This window comes from Georgenia sp. X1117 (assembly GCF_057784635.1).
Genome location: NZ_CM173492.1, coordinates 2755929 through 2771577, shown reverse-complemented (window position 1 = coordinate 2771577; position 15649 = coordinate 2755929). Strand labels below are relative to the sequence as shown.

Below are 15649 nucleotides of genomic sequence, written 5' to 3'. Positions count from 1 at the left end.
ACCGTCACCGGTGCCCGGACCATCTTCCCCTCAGAGCACGCGCCGACCCGCCGGTCGGGTGAACTCGTCGCCCGTTGTCTGCCGACTGTTCACCTGGACGGCCCCCACTGTTCGTTCAGGTCGTGCGGCCGTCACCAGGCACGACGACAGGGCCGCCACCTGCAGGTGACGGACCCGTGCCCGACCAGTGGAGCGCGTTACTCGGCGCTGTGCGCCTCGAAGAAGTCCCAGATCAGGGCGTTGGCGTCGATCGCGTCGGTCGGCGTCCCGGCCCAGTCGGTCTCCGCCTCGAACGCCGGGCTGCCGGGCCACACGTGACCGGCGCCCTCGATCGACCAGGACTCGATCGCGGCCGGCTCCTCGCCGTCGCCGATGGTGGTCAGGGTGACGCCGTCGCCCTGCTCCTCCTCCTCGCGGACCTCGTACCCGCCGATCTCGCTCCAGCGCTCGAGGGCGGCCTCGTGCCCGTACTGCCAGTACTCGGCGCCGCCGCCGTCGAGCGGGTTGACGGGGTCCTCGGTGCCCACGAACGTGATGATCGGGGTGACCTCGGCGGGCTCGCAGGTGGCGGGGTCCGGCTGCCACTCGCCGTCCTGCTCCACGGGGAATCCGGCGCGCAGGCCCGTCACCGGTGCGATCGCACGGAAGAGGTCGGGGTCGTCGCAGGCGGCCTGGGAGACCAGCCGGCCGCCGCCGGAGTAGCCGGTGGCGAAGACGTCCTCGGTCGAGGTGCCGTACTCCTCGCCGGCCCAGTCGACGAGCGCGGCGAGAAAGGCGATGTCGTCGGGGGCGTCATCCGGTGCGTCGGTGACGCCGGGGACGTTCCACAGGTACCCGCCGTCGGGGCTGGCGAACCCGCCGTCGGGCAGGACGACGACGTAGCCCTCCTCGTCAGCGGTCGCCGTGGCGTCGGACCACAGGACCTGCTCGGCGCCGTCGGAGCCGGAGCCGTGCAGGTTGATCACGAGCGGGAGCTCCGCCTCGGGGGTCCAGCCCTCGGGCAGCAGGACGACGCCGGTGCGCTCGTGGCCGTCGATCTCGGCGCTGAACACGTGCTGACCCGGCTCGTCCGCCGCTGCGGCCTGCGCGGAGGAGGACTCCGAGTCGGACTCGGACGAGCTCTCCGGGGCCGGTGCCGAGGTCGTCGATGCGTCGGAGCCAGTCTCGGTGGTGGTCTCCTCATCGGTCCCGTCCTCGGCGGAACAGGCGGCTGTCGTCAGCAGCAGCGCGCCGAGGGTGAATGTGCGCAGCAGGGGGCGTCGGGGGGAAGTCATGGTGCTCCTTGATCACTGTCGGAGCGACCGACGCTAGCCCCGGCCCATCGACGCACACCCGTCCATCTGCCCAGGTCCCAGATGGTGGTCACCGCTCTCCCTCGAGCGCCCCACCCACGACGACGGGGCCGCCACCCGAAGGTGACGGCCCCGTGGCCGAGCCAGCTCCAGCGCCTCCGGCCCCCTGCCTCCCACCTGTCAACTGGCAGGCGGACGAATCAACCGACAGTGCCCGTTGATCGGTGGCTGAGCCTGTTGAGAGGTCAGGGGCGGCGTCGCGACTCAGATGAGACCGAGCTCGGCGACGGCGTCGCGCTCCTCGACCAGCTCGGCCGCGGTGGCGTCCATCCGCCCACGCGAGAACTCGTCGATCTCCAGGCCCTCGACGACCTTCCACTCCCCGTTCTCGGCGGTCACCGGGAACGAGTAGATGACGCCCTCGGGAATGCCGTAGTGCGAGCCGTCGGAGTAGATGCCGGCCGATGTCCACGAGCCCGTGACGCCGTTGACCCAGTCGTGCACATGGTCGATGGCGGCCGAGGCGGCAGAGGCGGCCGACGACGCACCGCGGGCGTCGATGATCGCCGCGCCGCGCTTGGCCACGGTCGGGATGAAGTCGTTCTCCACCCACTCGCGGTCGGCGAGCAGGTCGGTGACCGGCCGGCCGGCGACGGTGGTCTGGGTGAGGTCCGGGTACTGCGTGGAGGAGTGGTTGCCCCAGATCGTCAGGCGGTCGATGTCCGACACGGCCGCACCGGTCTTGGCGGCGAGCTGGCTGACGGCCCGGTTGTGGTCCAGCCGGGTCATCGCGGTGAAGCGCGAGGCGGGGACGTCGGGAGCGTTCTTCGCCGCGATGAGGGCGTTGGTGTTCGCCGGGTTGCCGACCACGAGGACCTTGATGTCCTCCGCCGCACCGTCGTTGATGGCCTTGCCCTGAGGCCCGAAGATCCCGCCGTTCGCGGCGAGGAGGTCGCCGCGCTCCATGCCGGCCCCGCGCGGGCGGGCGCCCACCAGCAGGCCGACGTTCGCGCCGTCGAAGGCACGGGTCGCGTCGTCGAAGATGTCCACGCCGGCCAGCAGCGGGAACGCGCCGTCCGCCAGCTCCATGGCCGTGCCCTCCGCGGCCCGGACCGCCTGCGGAATCTCCAGCAGGCGCAGGCGCACCGGGGTGTCGGGGCCGAGGAGCTGGCCCGAGGCGATGCCGAACAGCAGGGCGTAGCCGATCTGGCCGGCGGCGCCCGTGACGGTGACGTTCACGGGGGTGACGGACATGCGTGACTCCTTCGTCTTACGGGTCGGGGACGGACGCGGCCCGGGTCGCCCGCAGGTCGGGCACCGGGCCTGCTCACCGCCCAGGTTAGTGCGTCGGTGCGGCACCCGTGCCCGGGCGGCCGCCGCCCTCGGGCACGTTGCCCTCGATGGCGAAGGCGTCGTCGGACGGCTCCGCGAGTCCGCGGCCACCGTCGTCGACCGGGAGCTGCTCGGCGCGCTCGACGGTGACCCGGTCGATGCGCCTACCGTCGAGCGTGCGCACGGTCAGCGTCGCGTCGCCCCAGTCGACGGTGTCGCCCGGCTCGGGCAGCCGCCCCAGCTCGGACATGATGTAGCCGGCCAGGGTGTCGTAGGGCCCCTCGGGCAGCTCGACGTCGAACAGCCGCTGGACCTCGGCCCGGCTGAGCAGCCCGGAGACGTCGTTGGCGGCGGCGCCCTGGACGACCTCGGGCTCCTCGCGGTCGTACTCGTCGTGGATCTCGCCGACGAACTCCTCGACGACGTCCTCCATCGTCACGATGCCGTCGGTCCCGCCGTACTCGTCGACGATGACGGCGAAGTGCGCGTGGCTGCGCCGCATCTCGGTCAGCGTGGACAGCACCGCCTTGCCGGTGGGGAAGAAGAGGGTCTCGCGGACGAGGTCCCGCACGACCGTGACCGAGGGGCCGGGGTTGATGAAGTCGCGGACGTGGACGAAGCCGAGGATGTCGTCGTCGTTCTCGCCGCGCACCGGGTAACGGGAGTGCTCCATCGCGCCGACGGTGACGCGGGCCTCCTGGATCGGGGTGTCGGCGTCGAGGAACTCGACCTCGGTACGGGGGGTCATCACCTCCTGCACGGAGCGCTCCCCCACCGCCAGCAGGTCGACGACGATCTGGCGCTCCTCGTCGCCGAGGCCCTCGTGGCCGGCGACGATCTGGCGCAGCTCCTCGGCGTCCATCTCCTCGCTGCGCGCATGCGGGTCGCGGCCCAGCAGCCGCAGCACGATGTTGGTCGACACGTCCAGCAGCCAGATCACCGGCCGCAGGACGATGGCGATCGCGTTGAGCGGGCGCGCGACCACCATGGAGAACTTCTCGGCGCCCTGCATCGCGAGCCGCTTGGGCACCATCTCGCCGAAGACGAGCGACATGTAGGACACGACGAGCGTGATGCCGATGAAGGCCACCGTGCCCGCGACGCCCTCGGACATCCCGGCGTCGATGAGGACCGGCTGCAGGTAGGGGGCGATCGTCGAGGCGCCGTACGAGGCGGAGAAGAAGCCCGCCAGGGTGACGCCGACCTGGACCGCGGACAGGAAGGTGTTGGGGTTCTCGGTCAGCTTCGCCACGGTCGCGCCGCTGCCGCCCCGGGCGGCCATCGACTTCACCTGGGACTCGCGCAGGGAGACGAGGGCGAACTCCGAGGCCGCGAACACCCCGCCGATGAGCACGAAGAGCATGACGAGCAGGGAGTCGGAGACGACGGGATTCACCGCTCCATTATCGGGCCGGGAGCGCGCCCGCGGTATGGCACCGGATGTGGCACTGCGCTCGGGGTGGGGTGGTCAGACCGCGACGGCGTCGCCCCACGGGGCGAGGAAGGCCAGGACCGCGGCGCCACCGAGCAGGCTGAGCAGATCGATGGGCAGGGCGCGCCCGCCGATGATCTCCCGCGCACCGAAGGCCCACCGGACCGCGGCCAGCACCACGAGCATCGCGGCCATGAGGTAGCAGGCGGCGGGCACGCCCACCACCACACCCACGAGCACGACGACGGCGACCCAGCCGAGGATCGCCAGCCCCGGCAGGACGGGGGCTCGGTGCCCGGGCACCCGGTTCGGAGACACGCCGCGAGGCTACCGTGGACGGATGCACGAGCAGGCGGACGGTCGGGGTGAGGCGGACGACGTCGAGGTGCTCGTCGTCGGCGGCGGGGTGGCGGGGCTGCGCACCGTCGCCGAGCTGCGCAGGCGCGGGCTGACCGGTCCGGTGCTGCTCGCCGGCCTCGAGGAGGAGGCCCCCTACGACCGCACGACGCTCTCGGTGGAGCTGTTCACCGGCGGCCTCGCCCCGTCCCTGGCCGCCCAGGGCCTCGGCGATCTCGAGGAGCTGGACGTGACCTGGTGGCCCGCCACCCGCGCCCGCTCCCTCACCCTCGACGACGGCTCCGCACTCGTGGGCCTCGAGCGCCGCGGGGACCAGGAGGTCGTCGTGCGGGCGCGGCACGTGGTGGTGGCCACCGGTGCCGAGGCGATCACGCCGCCGTGGCCGCAGGCGCGCACGCTGCGCACCGCCACCGATGCCCGGGCCCTGCGCGGGGCGGTCGGGGCGGGGACGCGGCTCGTCGTCGTCGGGGCCGGGTGGATCGGCACCGAGGTGGCCGGTGCCGCCGCGGCGGCGGGTGCCCGGGTCACGGTCGTCGAGGCGGCGCCGCGGCCGCTGTCGCGGGCGCCGGAGGTCCTCGGCGCGCACGTGCGGCCCTGGTTCGAGGCGGCGGGGGTCGAGCTGCTCACCGGGCAGCTCGTCGTCTCGGTCGAGGGGCCCGAGGTCGGGAACGGTGGTGGCGCCGAGGGCGGTGGCGACAGAGCCGATGGCGCCGCCGGCGAGCACGTCGTCACCCTGGTCGGCGGGCGGGAGCTGCGCGCCGACGTCGTGCTGGCCGCCCTGGGGGCGCTCCCCGCCACGGCCTGGCTCGGCACCGGCCTCACGCTGACCGACCAGAGGCACGTCGTCGTCGATGCCGCGGGGCGTGCTGAGGGCGGTGACGGCGTGGTGTGGGCCGTCGGCGACGCCGCGGCAGTGACCGCCTCGGGCGTGGTCGAGCCCGGCGCCCACTGGGAGGGCGCCCTGCACCACCCCGCGGCGGTGGCCGCCTCGATACTCGGCGAGCCGGTGCCCGACCTGCCCGCGCCCTACGTGTTCTCGGAGCAGCTCGGGCACGACGTCGCGGTCGTCGGCACCCCGGTCGGCGACCCCGACGTCGTCCGTGCGGACGGCGCCGGGGTCACCTGGCTGTGGGCGCCGCAGGGGCGGCTGCTCGCCGGCGCGACGGCGGACCATCCCCGCGACGTCGCGCCCCTGCGCCGGGCCCTGGCCGGCGGTGCGACGCCCGCGCTGGACGCGACGGTGGCCGCCGACCCGGCACGTCGCCTGCGCGACGCCATCGGTTGACCCGCAAGAGTGCGGTCCGTCGTGCGACGACTCGCACCCTCGATGACGACCAACCACCCCCTCGGCGGGAACCCACCGCACTCTCGGCAGGCGGGGCGAGCAGCGCCGGGCGTCAGTGGAAGAAGTGACGCGTGCCGGTGAGGTACATCGTCAACCCGGCGGCCTGGGCGGCAGCCGTCACCTCGTCGTCGCGGATGGAGCCGCCCGGGTGGACCACCGCGCGCACCCCCGCGTCCAGCAGCACCTGCAGGCCGTCGGCGAAGGGGAAGAACGCGTCCGAGGCCGCCACCGAGCCCCGCGCGCGCTCGGGGCGGGGCGCGTCGGCGTCGGCCTGGGCGCCGCCGGCGGTCTCGGCGTCGGAGGTCACGGGTGCGCCGAGCGTGTTCGCACGCTCGACGGCCAGCCGGCAGGAGTCGACCCGGTTGACCTGGCCCATCCCCACGCCCACGGTCGCGCCGGCGTCGGCCAGCAGGACCGCGTTGGACCGGACGGCGCGCACGGCCCGCCAGGCGAAGGCGAGGTCGGCGAGGGTCGCCTCGTCGGCCGGCTCCCCGGCGACGTGCGTCCAGCCCTCGGGGGTGTCTCCGGGGGCGTCGACGGCGTCGCGCGCCTGGACCAGCGCGCCGCCGGTGACCGGCCGGATCTCGCTGCCGCCGCGCTCCTCGGGGACCACGGTGAGCACGCGCAGGTTCTTGCGGCTCGAGAGCACCTCGAGCGCCGCGGGCTCGATCTCGGGCGCGACGAGGACCTCGGTGAACACGCCCCGCATGGCCTCGGCCATGGCGGCGGTGACGGGCCGGTTGGCGGCGATGACGCCCCCGTAGGCGGAGACGGGGTCGCAGGCGTGGGCGGCGCGGTAGGCCTCCTCGACGCTCTCCCCGACGGCGATGCCGCACGGGTTCGCGTGCTTGATGATCGCCACGGCGGGGCCGGCGTGGTCGAGGGCGGCACGCAGCGCGGCGTCGGCGTCGACGTAGTTGTTGTAGCTCATCGCCTTGCCCTGGAGCTGGGTGGCGCCGGCGATGCCGCGGCTCTCGCCGGGGCGGGCGTACAGGGCGGCGCTCTGGTGCGGGTTCTCCCCGTAGCGCAGGGTCGCGCGGCGCTCGAGGGCGAGGCCGAGGAAGGCCGGGGCCTGCGCGGCGTCGTCGTCGGTCGAGGCGTCGTCGTCGGCCTGGGCCGGCGCGGCCGCGACCTGCTCGGCGAACCAGGTTGCCACGGCGGCGTCGTAGGCGGCGGTGTGGGCGAAGGCGTCGGCGGCGAGCGTCCGGCGCTGCGCGAGGCTGAAGCCGCCCTCGGCGACGGCGGCCGCAACCTCGTCGTACCGCTTCGGGTCGACGACCACGGCCACGGAGGGGTGGTTCTTCGCCGCCGCGCGCACCATGGTGGGGCCGCCGATGTCGATCTGCTCGACGACGTCGTCGGCCGCGGCTCCCGAGGCGACGGTGTCGGCGAACGGGTAGAGGTTGACGACCACGAGGTCGAAGGGCTCGATGCCCAGCTCGTCGAGCTGCTCGCGGTGGTCGGCCAGGCGACGATCGGCGAGCACGCCGGCGTGCACGCGCGGGTGCAGGGTCTTGACCCGGCCGCCGAGGCACTCGGGGAAGCCGGTGACCTCCTCGACGGGGGTGACCGGCAGGCCGGCCTCGGCGATGCGGGCGGCGGTCGAGCCGGTGGAGACGATCTGGACCCCGGCGTCGTCCAGGGCGCGGGCGAGGTCGGTCAGGCCGGTCTTGTCGTAGACGGAGACGAGTGCGCGGCGCACGGCGACTCGGTCGCCGACGGGGCTGGTGGGAGCGGTCGGGTCGGTCACGGGGTCCTCCTCAATGCGGTGGTCCCGGGCGCGGTCACGCCCGGCCCCGACGCCCAGGCGAGCGGCGCGGTGAGGGGTGTGCGGGCCGCTCCCCGGTGGTCACCCACCTCGTTCGCCAGTTGCGGCCGCGCCACATCCTACGGGGTGGGCGACCGACCGGGCAGCGCGATCTCGCCGACGGCGAGGCCGGTGAGCACCTCGACGAGCATCTCGCGCTCCTGGACCTTGATGCGCTCGTGCAGGGTCTCCTCGGTGTCGCCGACGCGGACGTCGACGGCGCGCTGGGCGAGGATCGGGCCGGTGTCGACCCCGGCGTCGACGACGTGGCAGGTGCAGCCGGTCACCCGCACGCCGTGGGCCAGGGCGTCGCGCACACCGTGTGCGCCGGGGAAGGAGGGCAGCAGCGCCGGGTGGGTGTTGACCACGGGGACCAGGCCGAGGACGGCGGGACCGAGGATCTTCATGAACCCCGCGCTCACGACGACGTCCGGGGCGTGGGCGGCAATCTCGCCCGCGAGGTGGGTGTCCCAGGCGGTGCGGTCGGGGTGCTCGCGCAGGGGGGCCACGAAGGTCGGCACGCCGGCCCGCTCGCCGCGCTGCTGGCCCAGGGTGCCGGGCCGGTCGGCCCCGACGGCGCAGACCTCCAGCGGGGCGCCGCCCTGGACGGCGTCGAGCACCGCCTGCAGGAGGGACCCCGAGCCGGAGACGAGCACGACGAGGCGCAGGGGGCGCGGTGGGTGGCTCACGGCGACCCACGGTAGACCGCTCGGTCGTGGTGCGGCGCGCAGGTCCGCCCGGCGGCGTCGGCACCCCGGGCCGCCCGACGGGTGACAATGGAGCGGTGACGACCCCTCCGCGCGGACCGGCCCCTGCCCCGACCCGCGGGCCCACGCCCGCCGGCGAGGACGACGAGCGCTCCGCCAGGCTGGCCCGGTGGTCGCAGGTCGGGGCCGTGCTCATCGTGGCCGCCGCGCTGGGCACGCTCGTGCTGTCCCGCTTCCCCGAACGTCTGGCGCTCGGGGTGCTCGCACTGGCCGGTGTGGGTGCGGCGATCGTCGCACGACGCTTCCGCCCGCCCGCGCGGAGCGACGGCGCCCGTGGCGACGGCTCGATGCCCGGCGTCATGCCGCCGCGCCGGTCCGGCTCGCGCGGGGAGAGCAAGGGCGAAGGCGGCGAGGGACGCGAGCAGCCCTCGCTCGACGAGCGTCGCGCGCGCTCGACGGTGGTGACCATCGTCCTCGGTTCGGTCCTCGCGCTGGTCCACCTCTCCCCCGCGCTGGCCTGGCAGTCGTCCGCCGACCTCCAGGACTGCCTCGACGGCGCGCTGACGAACCAGGCACGCACCGCGTGCCAGTCCGAGTTCGAGGACGACCTGCTCGGCTGGCTCGACCTCCCGTAGGCCGGCGCCCGCAGGCGTCCACGTCGCGGACACCGGGCGGCGCCGTCGACCTGCCTGGTCAGGGGCTGGATAGCGTCCCGGCATGGCAGAGCTCAGCACCCGCACCATCCACGAGGGGCAGTCCCCCGACCCCGCCACCGGGGCGGTCAGCCGCCCCCTCCACCTCAGCTCGACGTTCCGGCACGACGCCGTGGGCCACCTGCGCGCGGGGTACGAGTACACCCGCAGCGGCAACCCCACCCGGGACGCCCTGCAGGACACGCTCGCCGGGCTCGAGGGCGGGCGGCACGCCTTCGCGTTCGCGAGCGGGATGGCGGCCGAGGACGTGACGCTGCGTGCCCTGACCGGCCCGGGCTCGCACGTGCTCCTCGGTGACGACGCCTACGCCGGCACCCACCGCCTGCTCGTGGCCGAGCTCGGCCGGTGGGGCGTCACGCTGGACGCCGTCGACCTCACCGACCTCGACGCCGTGCGCGCCGCCGTCGAGGCCCACCCGCCGACGCTGGTGTGGATCGAGACGCCGACCAACCCGCTGCTGCGCGTCGTCGACATCGCGGCCCTGGCCGAGATCGCGCACGCGGCGGGTGCCGTCGTCGTCGTGGACAACACCTTTGCCACCCCCTACCTGCAGCAGCCGATCGCGCTGGGCGCCGACGTGGTGGTGCACTCGCTGACGAAGTACCTCGGCGGGCACTCCGACGTCGTCGGCGGGGCGGTGGTCCTCGCGGACGATCGGTTCGCCGAGCGGGTCGGCGGGCTGCAGAACGACGTCGGCACCGGGCTGGCCCCCTTCGACTGCTGGCTGGTCACCCGGGGCGTGAAGACCCTGGCCGTGCGGATGGACCGGCACTGCGAGAACGCGGCACGCGTGGCCGACCACCTCGCCGCGAGCGACCTCGTGGCCGAGGTCATCTACCCCGGCCGGGCGGACCACCCCGGGCACGAGGTCGCCGCGCGCCAGATGCGCGGGTTCGGCGGGATGGTCTCGGTGCGGCTGAACGACGAGGCCGCCGCGCGGACCTTCGTGCAGTCCACCGAGCTGTTCACCCTGGCGGAGTCGCTCGGCGGCGTCGAGTCCCTCATCGAGCAGCCGGCCACCATGACGCATCTCGCGGCGGTCGGCACCCCGCTGCAGGTGCCCGACGACCTCGTGCGGATCTCCGTGGGGATCGAGGACGCCGGGGACCTCATCGCCGACCTCGACCAGGCGCTCGAGCAGGTGCGGCGCTCGTGTACCGGCGGGGCGGCCGACGCGGTCGCCCCGGGCGTGGGCACACGGCCCGCGGACCAGGAGGACGACGAGAAGCGCGACGAGGAGGTCGCGTAGGGGCGCGGTGGTCGCGCAGAGGCGCGCGGTGGACGCGTCGGGGCGCGCGGTCGGCGCGTAGGGGTTGGCGTCAGCGGTCCGAGGGCGCGCCAGCGGGTGCCGCGGCGCGGTCGGCGCCCGATCGATACCGAGGAACGTCGGTGTCGGCGTTCGGGTCAGCCGGTCGGGCCGGACGTGGCGCCGCCCGCCGAGAACGAGCCGCGGGCCGTGCTCGACCGGGCCATGGAGCCCGTGACCGACCACCGCTGGATGCCGCTCGCGCCACCCGAGGAACGCAGACCTGCGGACCTGGCCGGAGCGGACGCGCCGGTCCCGGAGCCGGCGGATCGCTCGGCCTTCGACGCGCTCGCCCCCTTCGAGGTGCTGCCACCCGTCGACGGGTTGGCCGCCTTCGACCTCGACGCGCTGCCGCCCTTCGCGGCACCGGCACCCGTCGATGCCCCGGAGCCCGTCGTCGCCCCGCCCGTGGCGGACCCGCCGGACGCCGAACCCTTCCCTGACGTGCCCGACCCGCTCGAGGTCCCCTTCGTGGAGGACCCCGTCGTCGCGGCGGAACCCGCCGACGTGGTCGAGCCCGCCGCGGACCCGGCCCGCCCGGACCCGGTGCCATCGGTGTCCTGCGCGTCGTCGTCGCGGCCGAGGCGGTCGCTCAGCGAGGAGACGCCGGAGCCGAGCACCGCGCGTGTGCGCGGGTGGATCGCCACGGTCGTCAGCACCGCGCCGAGGCCGACCTCGACGGTCACCAGGCCGGTGAGCAGCAGGGCGTCGGGGCCGAGCGTGGCCATGCGCCCCGTGCCGATCGCGCCGGTGGAGGCCAGGGCGGAGACGAGCACGGCGGCGCCGACGACCAGCGTCGTCCCGAGCGCGGCCGCGACGGCGTCGACCAGACGGTGGGCCTGCCCCGGCCGCGCCATCCACCACGCCGCGAGCGCGCCGGCGAGGACCACCGCCAGCACCGGCCACACCCCCATCGGCGAGGGCGACTGCGGCAGCGCACCGAGCAGCGGGATGCCCGGGACCGCGCCGAGCTCGACCGAGGCGGCGCTGACCGTCGTCCCGTCCCCGACGGCGAACCCCGGCCCCGCCACGTAGGACAGCGCCCACACCCCGGCCGTGGGCAGGTAGGCCAGCTGGCCGAGGACGAGGACCGTGCCGCCGACGATCCCGGCCTCGTAGGACTGGTGCAGGGCGGTGACCCGGTCGAGGTGCAGGACCACCGCCGCGACGACGAGCACGAGGCCCAGCGCGACGAGCACGCCGAGGGCGCCCGCCGCCCCCCGGACCGCCCGGACGGCGATCAGCCTGGAGCGGTGCCGCAGGGAGTCGCTCGGTGCGGCCTCGGCGTCGTCGGTGATGAGGTGGGCGGTGCGTGCGCCGGTGCGCCACCAGGACCAGCCGGCGCCGACCGCCGCGACGACGGCCGAGCCGGCCAGGAGGCGCAGGTGGTCGACGGCGAACGGGGAGAGCAGGCTGACGAGCTGGACCATGCCGACGTAGCCGATCGCGCCGACCAGGTGGGCGCCGCCGTGCAGGACGTGGCGGCGGGCGGTGACCATGACCATCGCCGCGAACACGGCGCTGAGCCCGAGCGGGACGAGCGAGAGGGTCCCCGCCGGTGCCCCGTGCCCGAGCAACCAGCCGGCGGACCCGACGCCGAGCGCCGACTGCCAGGTCGATTCCCCGAGCGCCGGCGAGGCGGCGGTGGCGACGTAGGCGGCGATGGCGGGGATGACGCAGACCAGCCAGCCGAGCAGCACCGCCTCCAGCGCGGCCACGAGCGCCCGCAGCCAGCCCTCCGGCAGCAGGGGCGGTCGGGCGCCCTGGCCGGCGGGCGCCTGCGGTCGGGTCGAGGTCGCGGTCATCGGTGACATGGTCGCGCCGCCGGGGCGCGCCCGCGCGACGCCACGCCCGAGGAGGTGGAGGGTGTGGGCCAGTCGACGGGTAGCGACGGTGCAGGTACACCGTCCGGCGTCGAACCTGCGACCGATCAACCGCCAACGTCACCTGTCAGCCCGCAGTGCCCGTTGATAGGTGACATCTGCCGTTGAAACGTCGGGAGTGGCAGGTCGGCGAGAACGGTCGGCGGTGCCCGTCGACGTTCGCAGTGGCGCCATACGCCCCGGGCTTGAACCTCACGCTGCGTGACGCTCTAACGTCGCCGCATGGCTGAGAACACCGAGCCCGTCGCACCGGCATGGCGCACCGGTCAGCTGGCCGAGCACGCAGGCATCACCGTGCGCACCCTGCACCACTGGGACGTCACCGGCCTGCTGCGCCCCTCGGACCAGACCGCCGGCGGGCACCGCCTCTACCGGCCGCTGGACGTCGTCAGGCTGTACCGCATCCTGGCGCTGCGTCGGCTCGGCTTCGGCCTCGCCGAGATCCGCTCGCTGCTCGACGACCCGGGCTGGGACCTGCGGGAGACGCTCACGCGCCACGCCGAGGAGGCCACGCGCACCGCGACGGCCGCCACCCGACTGGCGGCCCGGCTCCGGGCGATCGTCTCGGAGCTGGACGGGACGACGGAGCTGAGTTCCGAGAATCTGCTGTCGATCATCGAGGAAATGAGCGAGATGGACACCCCCGCCCGCGGCACAACGACCCTTCTGGTCTACGAGGACCTGGAGGCCGCCCACACCTACCTGTCGACGACCTACGACCTCTCTCCCGGCCGCCTCACCCACGCGCCGGACGGCAGGGTCGTCCACGCCGAGCTCTTCGCCGGCGACCTCGCGATCTGGCTGCACCCGCCTGGCGACGGCTTCCGCTCGCCCCGACAGGTCGGGGCGGCCACGGGGATGACCGCCGTCGAGGTCGACGACGCCGACCAGCACCACGCCCGGTCGGTGGAACGCGGGGCGGACATCGTCGAGGAGCCCATGGACGCCCCCTACGGCGTGCGCGAGTACGGGGCCCGCGACCTCGAGGGACACCTCTGGTACTTCCAGAGCCCGCTGACGTAGGCGGCACGAGCGCGTCCGACGCTGAGGGGCCGGGGCGTTTGCGGTCCCACGTCCAGCCGCGCCAGACACAGACCCCGACCGATCAACCGCCAACGTCACCTGTCAGCCCGCATTGCCAGTTGATAGGTGACATCTGCAGTTGAGAGGTCGGGAGTGGCAGGTCGGTGGCGGCGAGCAGGCCGGGCGTCGGTTCCAGCCAGCGCGGGGCACCTGCCAGCACGCCGACGCCCCCGGCACCGCGCGTGGGTGCCGGGGGCGTCGTCGAGCCGACCAGAGCGGTCGGACCAGAGCGATCAGGCCGTGCCGGTGAGGAGCTCCCGGGCGAGGTTCGCCGTCTCGGTGGGGGTCTTGCCGACCTTGACGCCGACGGCCTCGAGGGCCTCCTTCTTGGCCTGGGCGGTGCCGGCGGAGCCGGAGACGATGGCGCCGGCGTGGCCCATGGTCTTGCCCTCGGGCGCGGTGAAGCCCGCGACGTAGCCGACGACCGGCTTGGTGACGTTGGCTTTGATGAACTCGGCGGCACGCTCCTCGGCGTCGCCGCCGATCTCGCCGATCATGACGATGACGTCGGTGTCGGGGTCGGCCTCGAACTCACGCAGCGCGTCGATGTGCGTGGTGCCGATGACCGGGTCGCCGCCGATGCCGATGGCGGTGGAGAAGCCGATGTCGGCCAGCTCGTACATCATCTGGTAGGTCAGCGTGCCGGACTTCGAGACGAGCCCGATGCGGCCGGGGCCGGTGATGTCCGGGGGCGTGATGCCGACGTTGGACTGGCCGGGCGTGATGATGCCGGGGCAGTTCGGGCCGATGAGGCGCACGCCCTTGGACTGGGCGTAGGTGAAGAACTCCGCGGAGTCCTTGACCGGGATGCCCTCGGTGATGATGACGACCAGCGGGATGCCGGCGTCGACGGCCTCGACGACCGCGCTCTTGGCGAAGGCCGGCGGCACGAAGATGACCGACACGTTCGCGCCGGTGGCCTCCTTGGCCTCGGCGACGGTCCCGAAGACCGGGACGGAGACGGTGCCGGCGGTGCGCTCCTCGGCGCCCGGGCCGACCGGCGTGACGTCGAACTCGACGGTGGTGCCCGCCTTGCGCGGGTTGGTCCCGCCGACGACGTTCGTGCCGGCACCGAGCATGCGGCCAGTGTGCTTGCGGCCCTCGGAGCCGGTCATGCCCTGGACGATGACCTTCGATTCGCGGTTGAGAAAGATCGACATGGTGTGTGGGTCCCGTTCCTTACTTCGCTGCCGCGAGCTCGGCGGCCTTGGCCGCGCCGCCGTCCATGGTGTCCGCCTGGGTGACCAGGGGGTGGTTCGCCTCGGCCAGGATCGCCCGGCCCTGCTCGACGTTGTTGCCGTCGAGGCGCACGACGAGCGGTTTGGTGGCCTGGTCGCCGATGATCTCGAGGGCCTGGACGATGCCGCGGGCGACCTCGTCGCAGGCGGTGATGCCGCCGAAGACGTTGACGAACACGGCCTTGACCTGCTCGTCACCGAGGATGACGTCCAGGCCGTCGGCCATCACCTGGGCGGACGCGCCGCCGCCGATGTCGAGGAAGTTGGCCGGTCCGACGCCGTGGCCCTCACCCGCGTACGCGACGACGTCGAGCGTGGACATCACCAGGCCCGCACCGTTGCCGATGATGCCGACCTCGCCGTCGAGCTTGACGTAGTTGAGGTCCTTGGCCTTCGCCTTGGCCTCGAGCGGGTCCTCGGCGGCGGTGTCGACGAGCGCCTCGTGGTCCTCGTGGCGGAAGGAGGCGTTGTCGTCGAGGGAGACCTTGCCGTCCAGGGCGATGATCTGCCCGTCCGTGGTGCGCACCAGCGGGTTGACCTCCACGAGCGTGGCGTCCTCCTCGCGGTAGACGACCCACAGCTTGCGGATGGCGTCGGCGACCTGGCCGGCCACGTCGTCGGAGAAGCCCGCGGCGGTGACGATCTCGGTCGCCTTGGCCTCGTCGATGCCCACGACCGGGTCGACGGCGACGCGCGCGAGCGCCTCGGGACGCTCCACGGCGAGCTGCTCGATCTCCATGCCGCCCTCGACCGAGCACATGGCGAGGTAGCGACGCTCGGAGCGGTCGAGCAGGACGGAGAAGTAGTACTCGGTGTCGATGTCGGCGCCGGCGGCGACGAGCACCTTGCGGGCGGTGTGCCCCTTGATGTCCATACCGAGGATGGCCTCGGCGTGCTGCTCGGCCTCGTCGGCGGAGCGGGCGAGCTTGACGCCACCGGCCTTGCCGCGGCCGCCGATCTTCACCTGCGCCTTGATGACCGCGAGCTCGCCGCCGAGCTGCTCGTAGGCGGCACGCGCCTCGGCCGGGGTCGAGGCGACGATGCCCGGCAGCACGGGGACTCCGTGCTTGTCGAACATGTCGCGCGCCTGATACTCGAAGAGGTCCACCCGATGGTTCCTTCCCTCGCTCCGTGGCGATGTCTCGACTCCGAGA

Annotated in this window: 13 protein-coding genes and 1 riboswitch; of the genes, 4 read left to right on the top strand and 9 right to left on the bottom strand. The window is 74.0% G+C overall.

Features of this window, described 5'->3' with window-relative positions:
- Positions 1–197 precede the first annotated feature (197 nt).
- From AC3D3D_RS12820 to AC3D3D_RS12805, 4 genes are all read right to left on the bottom strand, one after another.
- Positions 198–1274, bottom strand: coding sequence for a CE1 family esterase (locus AC3D3D_RS12820; RefSeq protein ID WP_463661603.1), 1077 nt, complete (start codon positions 1272–1274; stop codon positions 198–200).
- 282 nt (positions 1275–1556) lie between these two features.
- Positions 1557–2546, bottom strand: coding sequence for a malate dehydrogenase (locus AC3D3D_RS12815; protein ID WP_463661604.1), 990 nt, complete (start codon positions 2544–2546; stop codon positions 1557–1559).
- A gap of 85 nt (positions 2547–2631) precedes the next feature.
- Positions 2632–4020, bottom strand: coding sequence for a hemolysin family protein (locus tag AC3D3D_RS12810; RefSeq protein WP_463661605.1), 1389 nt, complete (start codon positions 4018–4020; stop codon positions 2632–2634).
- Positions 4021–4092: 72 nt separating this feature from the next.
- Positions 4093–4374, bottom strand: coding sequence for a hypothetical protein (locus AC3D3D_RS12805; protein ID WP_463661606.1), 282 nt, complete (start codon positions 4372–4374; stop codon positions 4093–4095).
- A 22-nt stretch (positions 4375–4396) separates the two neighbouring features.
- Between AC3D3D_RS12805 and AC3D3D_RS12800 the strand changes: the two genes are divergently transcribed.
- Positions 4397–5698, top strand: coding sequence for an FAD-dependent oxidoreductase (locus AC3D3D_RS12800; RefSeq protein ID WP_463661607.1), 1302 nt, complete (start codon positions 4397–4399; stop codon positions 5696–5698).
- 112 nt (positions 5699–5810) lie between these two features.
- On the opposite strand, the gene purH is transcribed toward AC3D3D_RS12800, so the two are convergent.
- Positions 5811–7508: a bifunctional phosphoribosylaminoimidazolecarboxamide formyltransferase/IMP cyclohydrolase gene (purH, locus tag AC3D3D_RS12795; RefSeq protein WP_463661608.1), complete on the bottom strand. Its 1698-nt coding sequence runs from the start codon at positions 7506–7508 to the stop codon at positions 5811–5813.
- A gap of 44 nt (positions 7509–7552) precedes the next feature.
- Positions 7553–7641: riboswitch (ZMP/ZTP riboswitch) on the bottom strand.
- A 4-nt stretch (positions 7642–7645) separates the two neighbouring features.
- Positions 7646–8254, bottom strand: coding sequence for a phosphoribosylglycinamide formyltransferase (gene purN / locus AC3D3D_RS12790; RefSeq protein ID WP_463661609.1), 609 nt, complete (start codon positions 8252–8254; stop codon positions 7646–7648).
- A gap of 95 nt (positions 8255–8349) precedes the next feature.
- On the opposite strand from purN, the gene AC3D3D_RS12785 reads away from it, so the two are divergent.
- Positions 8350–8907: a hypothetical protein gene (locus tag AC3D3D_RS12785; protein ID WP_463661610.1), complete on the top strand. Its 558-nt coding sequence runs from the start codon at positions 8350–8352 to the stop codon at positions 8905–8907.
- A gap of 82 nt (positions 8908–8989) precedes the next feature.
- Entirely contained in the window at positions 8990–10234 is a 1245-nt protein-coding gene (locus AC3D3D_RS12780) for a cystathionine gamma-synthase (protein ID WP_463661611.1), read from the top strand.
- Between the two features lie 155 nt (positions 10235–10389).
- Here the strand turns inward: AC3D3D_RS12780 and AC3D3D_RS12775 are convergent, their stop codons facing one another.
- Positions 10390–12096, bottom strand: a complete 1707-nt coding sequence (locus AC3D3D_RS12775) for a cell division protein PerM (RefSeq protein WP_463661612.1) — start codon at positions 12094–12096, stop codon at positions 10390–10392.
- Positions 12097–12396: 300 nt separating this feature from the next.
- Here AC3D3D_RS12775 and AC3D3D_RS12770 point away from each other — a divergent pair, with 300 nt between their 5' ends.
- On the top strand, positions 12397–13197 hold the full coding sequence (locus AC3D3D_RS12770) for a MerR family transcriptional regulator (protein ID WP_463661613.1): 801 nt from the start codon (positions 12397–12399) through the stop codon (positions 13195–13197).
- Positions 13198–13490: 293 nt separating this feature from the next.
- Here AC3D3D_RS12770 and sucD read toward each other — a convergent pair whose 3' ends face one another.
- Entirely contained in the window at positions 13491–14417 is a 927-nt protein-coding gene (gene sucD / locus AC3D3D_RS12765; protein WP_463661614.1) for a succinate--CoA ligase subunit alpha, read from the bottom strand.
- 19 nt (positions 14418–14436) lie between these two features.
- On the bottom strand, positions 14437–15603 hold the full coding sequence (gene sucC, locus AC3D3D_RS12760) for an ADP-forming succinate--CoA ligase subunit beta (RefSeq protein ID WP_463661615.1): 1167 nt from the start codon (positions 15601–15603) through the stop codon (positions 14437–14439).
- Positions 15604–15649: the final 46 nt, after the last annotated feature.

What these genes read in the sequence shown, in the direction of transcription:
- AC3D3D_RS12820 (WP_463661603.1), bottom strand. Translation starts at nt 1,274, where the DNA reads ATGACTTCCCCCCGACGCCCCCTGCTGCGCACATTCACCCTCGGCGCG.
- AC3D3D_RS12815 (WP_463661604.1), bottom strand. Translation starts at nt 2,546, where the DNA reads ATGTCCGTCACCCCCGTGAACGTCACCGTCACGGGCGCCGCCGGCCAG.
- AC3D3D_RS12800 (WP_463661607.1), top strand. Translation starts at nt 4,397, where the DNA reads ATGCACGAGCAGGCGGACGGTCGGGGTGAGGCGGACGACGTCGAGGTG.
- AC3D3D_RS12780 (WP_463661611.1), top strand. Translation starts at nt 8,990, where the DNA reads ATGGCAGAGCTCAGCACCCGCACCATCCACGAGGGGCAGTCCCCCGAC.
- AC3D3D_RS12775 (WP_463661612.1), bottom strand. Translation starts at nt 12,096, where the DNA reads ATGACCGCGACCTCGACCCGACCGCAGGCGCCCGCCGGCCAGGGCGCC.
- AC3D3D_RS12770 (WP_463661613.1), top strand. Translation starts at nt 12,397, where the DNA reads ATGGCTGAGAACACCGAGCCCGTCGCACCGGCATGGCGCACCGGTCAG.
- sucD (WP_463661614.1), bottom strand. Translation starts at nt 14,417, where the DNA reads ATGTCGATCTTTCTCAACCGCGAATCGAAGGTCATCGTCCAGGGCATG.